Source organism: Streptomyces sp. NPDC001714, assembly GCF_042892755.1.
Lineage (GTDB): Bacteria > Actinomycetota > Actinomycetes > Streptomycetales > Streptomycetaceae > Streptomyces.
Window position 1 is genome coordinate 295,064 of record NZ_JBIAUL010000017.1, and the last position, 6,305, is coordinate 301,368.

Consider the following 6,305-nt stretch of genomic DNA (forward strand, 5'->3'; position numbering starts at 1 on the left):
CACCGGTAAGGAACGAAGAAGATGAGCAAGCTGCGCGTGGCGGTCCTCGGCGCCAAGGGCCGGATCGGGTCCGCGGCGGTCCAGGCGGTCGAGGCCGCCGAGGACCTGGAGCTGGTCGCCGCCCTCGGCCGGGGCGACAAGCTGGAGGCGCTGGAGGCGTCCGGCGCCCAGGTCGCGGTCGAACTCACCACCCCCGCCTCGGTGATGGGCAACCTCGACTTCTGCGTGCGCCACGGCATCCACGCCGTCGTCGGCACGACGGGCTGGACCGACGAACGCCTCGCGCAGCTGCGGGGCTGGCTCGCCCAGTCCCCGGAGACCGGCGTGCTCATCGCCCCGAACTTCTCCATCGGCGCCGTGCTGACGATGAAGTTCGCGCAGATCGCCGCGCCCTGGTTCGAGTCGGTGGAGGTCATCGAACTCCATCACCCGAACAAGGTGGACGCGCCGAGCGGCACGGCCACGCGCACGGCCCAGCTCATCGCCGAGTCCCGCCGCGCGGCCGGCACCGCCCCGGCCCCGGACGCCACGGTGACCGCCCTGGACGGCGCGCGCGGCGCCGACGTCGACGGGATCCCCGTCCACGCCGTCCGCCTCCGCGGCCTCCTGGCCCACCAGGAGGTCCTGCTCGGCGGCGAGGGCGAGACCCTCACCATCCGCCACGACTCCCTCCACCACAGCAGCTTCATGCCGGGCATCCTGCTCGGCGCCCGCCGCGTGGTGACCACTCCGGGCCTGACCTTCGGCCTGGAGAACTTCCTGGACCTGAGCTGAGCCGGACGACATGCGCGCGAAGCTCTCCTACGCCCTCACGGCCGCCGTCCTCCTCTTCTACTTCGTCCTGGTCGGCAGCCGGGGCGTGATGCTCATCCAGACCGGCACGGTCCTCACCGTCACCTTCGGGGTGGCGGTGCTGATCCTGCCGGTCATCGGCCTGTGGTTCCTGTGGAAGAACACCCAGTTCGTCCGCCGGGCCAACGCCCTCGCCGCCGAGCTCGACGCCGAGGGCGGCCTGCCCGTGGACGAGCTGAAGCGCACGCCCGGCGGCCGCATCGACCGGGACTCCGCCGACGAGGTCTTCGCCAAGCGCAAGGCCGAGACCGAGGCCGCTCCCGACGACTGGCGCAGCTGGTTCCGCCTCGCCGTCGCCTACCACGACGCCCGAGACACCCCGCGCGCCCGCAAGGCGATGCAGCGCGCCATCGCCCTGCACGACGGCAGGCCGGTAGAGGCCTGATCACTGCACCCGTATGGGGCGCTGGGGGTACCCCCGGCCGAAGGCTGGGGGAGGAACTGCGCGACCAGCCACAACGGCGCCGCACACGGCACTCGACACATCACGGCGCTTCCAGCGGAGCTACTCGCGGAGCTACCCGCGCCGGTACTCCGCCGCCCACGCCTCCACCACGTCCGCCGCACGGTCGAAGGCCGACGCCCGGCCGACGAAGTCCATCCCGTGCGTGGTCAGCAGCGGCTCGGTGTCCGCCGGGGCGCGGTCCTTGCGTACGAGGGTCAGTGCCTGCCCCTGCACGGTCCGCGGCAGGCCCAGCCAGCGCACCGGCTGCTGCGCCGTACGCACCTCGACGACCCGCTTCCAGGGCACCGTCCGCGTGTGCAGCAGACCCACCTGGCGAACTCCGCGCGCGCTCACCCACACGCCCATGCGCAGTATCCGCAGCGCGGCGGCGATGATCAGCAGGGCGATGCCGAGGACCGTCCCGGCGGAGGACATCGAGCCGGTCAGGGCCAGTGCGACCGCCGCGAACAGCACGAACGAGGCGAGCAGCAGCCACAGGGCGGCGCCGCCGACGCGCCACGGCCCGGGCCGGTAGGGGCGCCGCCAGCGGTCGCGGTCGTCGTAGGGCAGGGCGTTGTCGAGTGCCGCGTCATAGGTGCGGTCGGCCGTCAGGAAGGGCAGGGGCACGGCTGGTCCTCACTCAATCCATGCATGGGCTGTGCCCGGTGAGGCTATCCGCCCGTGTTCCGGCCCACCACTCACGGGGGTCCGGAAGAGTCAGTGCCCCTGGGAGGCCTGCGACTGCTGGGTCCCCGAGTCGGACGGCGTGGACAGCGCCGGCATGCCGAGGACCAGCGAGCCCACCAGCCCGGCCACGATGGTGAGCCCGAGCAGCCAGCGCCCGGCTATCTGGCTCACGGACGACCGCTGCCGGGGCGGGGGTGTGACATTGCTGCGGAACCTGTCGGCTTCGGCGAGGAAGGCGAACGGGACCGGTTCGCGCCGACCGAACATGGGCGGTGCATCCCCTCTCGGGATCGAACGACTGTCTGTCATCTACACAGACGGGCGAGTGGCCCGAAAGGTGCCCGGTTTCACCGAATTCACAGAAATTCGCTGCCGTATGTCGCGCCCCGGCACCGAACGCCCCGATGTCGGTACCGGGCCGTAGAGTGGGCGCCGCCCGAGAGAAGTGATGGAAGGACCCTCCGAGCCGTGACCGACACCCCAGCCGACGACCTCAAGCCCAGCTTCCGGAGCGATGTCACCGTCGACCTCGTCAAGCACAGCGCGGCCGACTCCGACGTGCTGTGGGCCGCACGCGTCTCCACCGCCGGCGAGCAGTCCCTGGACGAGCTGAAGAAGGACCCGGAGCGCTCCAAGGGCCTCATCAACTACCTGATGCGGGACCGTCACGGCAGCCCCTTCGAGCACAACTCGATGACCTTCTTCATCAGCGCCCCGATCTTCGTCTTCCGCGAGTTCATGCGGCACCGGGTGGGCTGGTCCTACAACGAGGAGTCGGGTCGCTACCGTGAGCTCCAGCCCGTTTTCTACGTCCCCGACGAGTCCCGCAAGCTTGTCCAGGAAGGCCGTCCCGGCAAGTACGTCTTCGTCGAAGGCACCCAGGCCCAGCAGGAGCTGGTCGGCCGGGTGATGGAGGACTCCTACCGGCAGGCGTACGAGGCCTACCAGGAGATGCTCGCCGCCGGCGTCGCCCGCGAGGTCGCCCGCGCGGTGCTTCCCGTCGGTCTCTTCTCCTCGATGTACGCCACCTGCAACGCCCGCTCGCTGATGCACTTCCTGGGGCTGCGCACCCAGCACGAGCTGGCCAAGGTGCCGTCCTTCCCGCAGCGGGAGATCGAGATGGTCGGCGAGAAGATGGAGGCGCAGTGGGCCAAGCTCATGCCGCTCACCCACGCGGCCTTCAACGCCAACGGCCGGGTCGCGCCGTAGCACGGCCCGCGGATCGCGCTTCTTGTCGTGTTCGGCACTGATGTACGGATCAGCCTCGCGAGGTGTCCGTATTGCGGCATTTAGAGAAGTTCATCTAGCCTGATCAAACGGACCCGGCACTGCTTGAACCCCCGAGCAGGCAGTGCCGGGCTCCGCATTTGTCCGGACTTTCCCCGCACCCCGAGGGCAGACCGCGCCGTGAGCACCGAGTAGCGTGTAACCCATGGCTCCGACCTCCACTCCGCAGACCCCCTTCGGGCGGGTCCTCACCGCCATGGTCACGCCCTTCACGGCGGACGGCGCACTCGACCTCGACGGCGCACAGCGGCTCGCCACCCACCTGGTGGACGCAGGCAACGACGGCCTGATCATCAACGGGACCACCGGCGAGTCCCCCACCACCAGTGACGCGGAGAAATCGGACCTGGTACGAGCCGTACTGGAGGCGGTCGGCGACCGCGCCCACGTCGTGGCCGGTGTCGGCACCAACGACACCCACCACAGCATCGAGCTGGCCCGCCAGGCCGAGCGCGACGGCGCCCATGGCCTGCTGGTCGTCACGCCCTACTACAACAAGCCCCCGCAGGAGGGCCTGTACCGGCACTTCACGGCCGTCGCCGACGCCACCGGGCTGCCGGTCATGCTCTACGACATCCCCGGCCGCAGCGGCGTCCCGATCAGCACCGAGACGTTCGTCCGCCTCGCCGAGCACCCGAGGATCGTCGCCAACAAGGACGCCAAGGGCGACCTGGGCCGTGCGAGCTGGGCCATCTCGCAGTCCGGCCTCGCCTGGTACTCCGGCGACGACATGCTGAACCTGCCGCTGCTCTCCGTGGGCGCGGTCGGCTTCGTCTCGGTCGTCGGCCACGTGGTCACGCCCGACCTGCGGGCCCTCGTCGACGCGTACGCCTCCGGTGACGTCGTCAAGGCCACCGAGATCCACCAGAAGCTGCTCCCCGTCTACACCGGCATGTTCCGCACCCAGGGCGTCATGACCACCAAGGCCGCGCTCACCCTCCAGGGACTGCCCGCGGGGCCCCTGCGTGCCCCCATGGTCGAATGTTCGGCCGAGGAGATTGCCCAGCTCAAGATCGATCTTGCCGCCGGCGGGGTACAACTCTGACAACAGACTTCTGCGCGGCCGTCCGCGCAGCAACGCTTCACAACTGAATAAGCGGGACCACGGTGCCCGCAGCCCACCAAGACAACGACAACTGCTTATGCACGAACGTCACGCACGCCACGTGCCCGACCGGTACGTGGCGTGCGTGGTCAGGAGAGTCTTTTGAGTCATCCGCATCCTGAACTCGGCCCGCCGCCCCAGCTCCCCGAAGGCGCCCTCCGCGTCACGCCGCTCGGCGGTCTCGGCGAGATCGGCCGGAACATGACCGTCTTCGAGTACGGCGGCCGCCTGCTGATCGTCGACTGCGGAGTGCTCTTCCCAGAGGAGGAGCAGCCCGGAATCGACCTGATTCTGCCCGACTTCTCGTCCATCCGGGACCGCCTCGACGACGTCGAGGGCATCGTCCTCACCCATGGCCACGAGGACCACATCGGCGGTGTCCCCTTCCTGCTCCGCGAGAAGCCGGACATCCCGCTGATCGGCTCCAAGCTGACCCTCGCCCTCATCGAGGCGAAGCTCCAGGAGCACCGCATCCGCCCGTACACCCTGGAAGTGGCGGAGGGCCAGCGCGAGCGCGTCGGCCCCTTCGACTGCGAGTTCGTCGCCGTCAACCACTCCATCCCGGACGCCCTCGCGGTCGCCATCCGCACCCCGGCCGGCATGGTCGTCCACACCGGCGACTTCAAGATGGACCAGCTCCCGCTGGACCACCGCCTCACGGATCTGCACGCCTTCGCACGACTGAGCGAGGAGGGCATCGACCTCCTCCTGGCCGACTCGACGAACGCCGAGGTCCCCGGCTTCGTCCCGCCCGAGCGCGACATCTCGAACGTCCTGCGCCAGGTCTTCGGGAGCGCCCGCAAGCGGATCATCGTGGCGAGCTTCGCCAGCCACGTCCACCGCATCCAGCAGATTCTGGACGCGGCCCACGAGTACGGCCGCCGGGTCGCCTTCGTCGGCCGCTCCATGGTCCGCAACATGGGCATCGCGAGGGACCTCGGTTACCTGAAGGTCCCGCCGGGCCTGGTCGTCGACGTCAAGACGCTCGACGACCTCCCCGACCACGAGGTGGTCCTGGTCTGCACGGGCTCCCAGGGCGAACCGATGGCCGCCCTGTCCCGGATGGCCAACCGCGACCACCAGATCCGCATCGTCGACGGCGACACGGTCATCCTGGCCTCGTCCCTCATCCCCGGAAACGAGAACGCGGTCTACCGCGTCATCAACGGCCTGACCCGCTGGGGCGCCAACGTCGTCCACAAGGGCAACGCAAAGGTGCACGTTTCCGGCCATGCCTCCGCCGGCGAGTTGCTGTACTTCTACAACATCTGCCGGCCGAAGAACCTGATGCCGGTCCACGGCGAATGGCGCCACCTGCGCGCCAACGCCGAGCTCGGCGCCCTCACCGGTGTCCCGCACGACCGCATCGTCATCGCCGAGGACGGCGTCGTCGTCGACCTTGTCGGTGGCAAGGCCAAGATCTCCGGCAAGGTCCAGGCGGGTTACGTGTACGTCGACGGCCTCTCGGTCGGTGACGTAGGCGAGCCGGCTCTCAAGGACCGCAAGATCCTCGGCGACGAGGGCATCATCTCGGTGTTCGTGGTCGTCGACTCGTCCACCGGCAAGATCACGGGTGGACCCCATGTCCAGGCCCGCGGCTCCGGCATCGACGACTCGGCGTTCTCCGCCGTCATCCCGAAGATCGCGGAAGTCCTGGAACGCTCGGCCCAGGACGGCGTCGTGGAACCCCACCAGCTGCAGCAACTCATCCGCCGGACCCTCGGCAAGTGGGTCTCGGACACGTACCGGCGCAGGCCGATGATCCTCCCTGTGGTCGTGGAGGTCTGACGCACGTACAGCATGCGTACGACCTGTCGTACGCATCAACCTGGAGCGGGGGGGGGGGGGGGGGGGGGGGGGGGGGGGGGGGGGGCGGGGGGGGGGGGGGGGCGCCCGCGCCCCCCCCCCCCCCGCCCCCCGCGAGCGCCT

Annotated in this window: 7 protein-coding genes; 5 read left to right on the plus strand and 2 right to left on the minus strand. The window is 69.8% G+C overall.

From position 1 onward, the window contains the following. The first annotated feature begins 21 nt into the window (after positions 1-21). Entirely contained in the window at positions 22-774 is a 753-nt protein-coding gene (gene dapB / locus ACFY0P_RS37795; RefSeq protein ID WP_388923909.1) for a 4-hydroxy-tetrahydrodipicolinate reductase, read from the plus strand. 10 nt (positions 775-784) lie between these two features. Further along, the gene (locus ACFY0P_RS37800) at positions 785-1,237 is read left to right on the plus strand and encodes a hypothetical protein (protein ID WP_388923912.1); all 453 of its coding nucleotides are present in this window, start codon (positions 785-787) and stop codon (positions 1,235-1,237) included. A gap of 132 nt (positions 1,238-1,369) precedes the next feature. On the opposite strand, the gene ACFY0P_RS37805 is transcribed toward ACFY0P_RS37800, so the two are convergent. Both ACFY0P_RS37805 and ACFY0P_RS37810 read right to left on the minus strand, forming a co-directional pair. Continuing rightward, complete coding sequence (locus ACFY0P_RS37805) at positions 1,370-1,924, minus strand: hypothetical protein (RefSeq protein WP_388923914.1); 555 nt, start codon at positions 1,922-1,924, stop codon at positions 1,370-1,372. A 90-nt stretch (positions 1,925-2,014) separates the two neighbouring features. Next, on the minus strand, positions 2,015-2,251 hold the full coding sequence (locus ACFY0P_RS37810) for a hypothetical protein (RefSeq protein ID WP_388923917.1): 237 nt from the start codon (positions 2,249-2,251) through the stop codon (positions 2,015-2,017). Between the two features lie 201 nt (positions 2,252-2,452). Here ACFY0P_RS37810 and thyX point away from each other — a divergent pair, with 201 nt between their 5' ends. The 3 genes from thyX (at position 2,453) to ACFY0P_RS37825 (ending at position 6,164) form a co-directional block, all read left to right on the plus strand. After that, positions 2,453-3,193: an FAD-dependent thymidylate synthase gene (gene thyX, locus ACFY0P_RS37815; RefSeq protein WP_388923920.1), complete on the plus strand. Its 741-nt coding sequence runs from the start codon at positions 2,453-2,455 to the stop codon at positions 3,191-3,193. Between the two features lie 223 nt (positions 3,194-3,416). Beyond that, positions 3,417-4,316 carry a 4-hydroxy-tetrahydrodipicolinate synthase gene (dapA, locus tag ACFY0P_RS37820; protein WP_388923923.1) on the plus strand — a complete coding sequence of 300 codons (900 nt, stop codon included), beginning with the start codon at positions 3,417-3,419 and terminating at the stop codon, positions 4,314-4,316. A 162-nt stretch (positions 4,317-4,478) separates the two neighbouring features. After that, complete coding sequence (locus ACFY0P_RS37825) at positions 4,479-6,164, plus strand: ribonuclease J (RefSeq protein WP_388923926.1); 1,686 nt, start codon at positions 4,479-4,481, stop codon at positions 6,162-6,164. The last annotated feature ends 141 nt before the right edge of the window (positions 6,165-6,305 follow it).

Coding starts and splice junctions, on each gene's coding strand:
- dapB (WP_388923909.1), top strand. CDS start 22: ATGAGCAAGCTGCGCGTGGCGGTCCTCGGCGCCAAGGGCCGGATCGGG.
- ACFY0P_RS37800 (WP_388923912.1), top strand. CDS start 785: ATGCGCGCGAAGCTCTCCTACGCCCTCACGGCCGCCGTCCTCCTCTTC.
- ACFY0P_RS37810 (WP_388923917.1), bottom strand. CDS start 2,251: ATGTTCGGTCGGCGCGAACCGGTCCCGTTCGCCTTCCTCGCCGAAGCC.
- dapA (WP_388923923.1), top strand. CDS start 3,417: ATGGCTCCGACCTCCACTCCGCAGACCCCCTTCGGGCGGGTCCTCACC.